The sequence below is a fragment of the Prevotella sp. OH937_COT-195 genome, assembly GCF_003932845.1.
Lineage (GTDB): Bacteria > Bacteroidota > Bacteroidia > Bacteroidales > Bacteroidaceae > Prevotella.
Genome location: NZ_RQZH01000068.1, coordinates 1 through 1465 on the forward strand (window position 1 = coordinate 1; position 1465 = coordinate 1465).

The window sequence follows — 1465 nt, forward strand, 5'->3', positions numbered from 1 at the left end:
AGAAGAAGGTGCATCATCGAGACCATCAATGACATGCTCAAGAATACCGCACAACTGGTACACTCAAGGCACAGGTCGGTCAACAATTTCATCATGAGGGAGTAAGGCTATCTATATCGATAGGTTCTTCTTCCTTTTCGATGTTGAGAAGCTTGTTGTTTTACGGAAACGTATTATTTCAAGAGGATACATGTCCTGATAGCTGCTGGTGACATCGTTACCTTGCTAGTGTCCCATACTTTCAGAAATGTATAGTTCCTCTACGCCTGCCAGCTTCAGATTTGTGCGCCCATGTTCCAGACTCCACTTTGTCCCATCCAAGTACTTCTTTGCAGATACGGTTCATGCGGTCTTTGATATTGGAGTTTTCCTGTACGGTCAACTTTCGACGCAAGGTCTCATCTGTGGCTCCATTGAATATTTGAGGAAAAACACATGCATCCTTCTCAGGCTTGGCTCCTATTTCATCAAGGATGACCTTCATAGGTTCAATGATGGGAACAATAACCACCGACATGCTTGTTACTTCGTGCTGATGTTTTCTTTCGCATAAACTCAAAAGCACGACCACCTTCTGCGAAGTAAGTACGGTTGTAGGTCAAACGTCCAGCATCGGCAAGATTGAAATACTTTGCACAGATATTGGGCAAGAAAGAGACCAAGAGAATCGTGTGCACGTTTCTTGTACGCAGGATCCCATCCTTCGGGATAACATTTCTCAATGAAAACCTTATATAGTTCCGTCATTTCATCAACACTAAGGTATGATTGTTGGCGACGTTTACCACGTGGAATAGAGATGAGCGTATTGTCCTTGTTTGAGAATGGGTATTTGTCTTCGGTCAGAAAACCTTGGCGAATACATTCATTCCAAACAATACGGCAAAGTTCGAAGATACATACCACGGGTGGCGTCGGCAATCTTTCCGACAACCTTGCCGTTTTCTACCACCCCATTCTTCATAACATCATTCCACCTGTCAATAACGTTTTTGCCGATCATGAACCCCTTCACATTACCAACGTATTTAAGGAAGGAGTTAAGTGACCACTTGTAGTTCTCTGCGGTTACAACCCTGTCTTCTGCTTTCATCCTGGCAATAATACTTTCCCAAACACCTACAAAAGATGTGGCCTTATCATATTCAATTTCCGCACCTGTCAGATAAGTGTGGATAAGGTCAAGCGTTAAGGTCTGCTTCTTGCTTAGTTTCTCCAATTTTTCCCTGTAGCTTTCTAACGAGACCTTTGCACGGTAAATTTCTTTGTTTTTTTCATGTAATACTATTGTATATCAACGAATTATTTCGTATCTTTGCGGTGTAATTGAATACATTACCACCTATGGCACAACAAGGAAAATCATTTAACGAAGAAGTATCATTTGCAGACGTCATCTTCGAGAAGCGATACAGGAAAGCCCAAAATGAATTTTTGAATCAAGTCGATATGCTTATCGATCGGC

The 1465-nt window shown here is 42.0% G+C and carries 2 protein-coding genes and 2 pseudogenes; 2 read left to right on the plus strand and 2 right to left on the minus strand.

Features of this window, described 5'->3' with window-relative positions:
- Positions 1-93: pseudogene (locus EII32_RS11235) on the plus strand (transposase); the annotation flags it as partial.
- Between the two features lie 148 nt (positions 94-241).
- Here the strand turns inward: EII32_RS11235 and EII32_RS11985 are convergent.
- Both EII32_RS11985 and EII32_RS11240 read right to left on the minus strand, forming a co-directional pair.
- The gene (locus EII32_RS11985) at positions 242-517 is read right to left on the minus strand and encodes a hypothetical protein (protein WP_148096832.1); all 276 of its coding nucleotides are present in this window, start codon (positions 515-517) and stop codon (positions 242-244) included.
- A 348-nt stretch (positions 518-865) separates the two neighbouring features.
- Entirely contained in the window at positions 866-1219 is a 354-nt protein-coding gene (locus tag EII32_RS11240; protein WP_125235460.1) for a hypothetical protein, read from the minus strand.
- 125 nt (positions 1220-1344) lie between these two features.
- Here EII32_RS11240 and EII32_RS12610 point away from each other — a divergent pair.
- Positions 1345-1465, plus strand: a pseudogene (locus tag EII32_RS12610) (IS5/IS1182 family transposase); the annotation flags it as partial.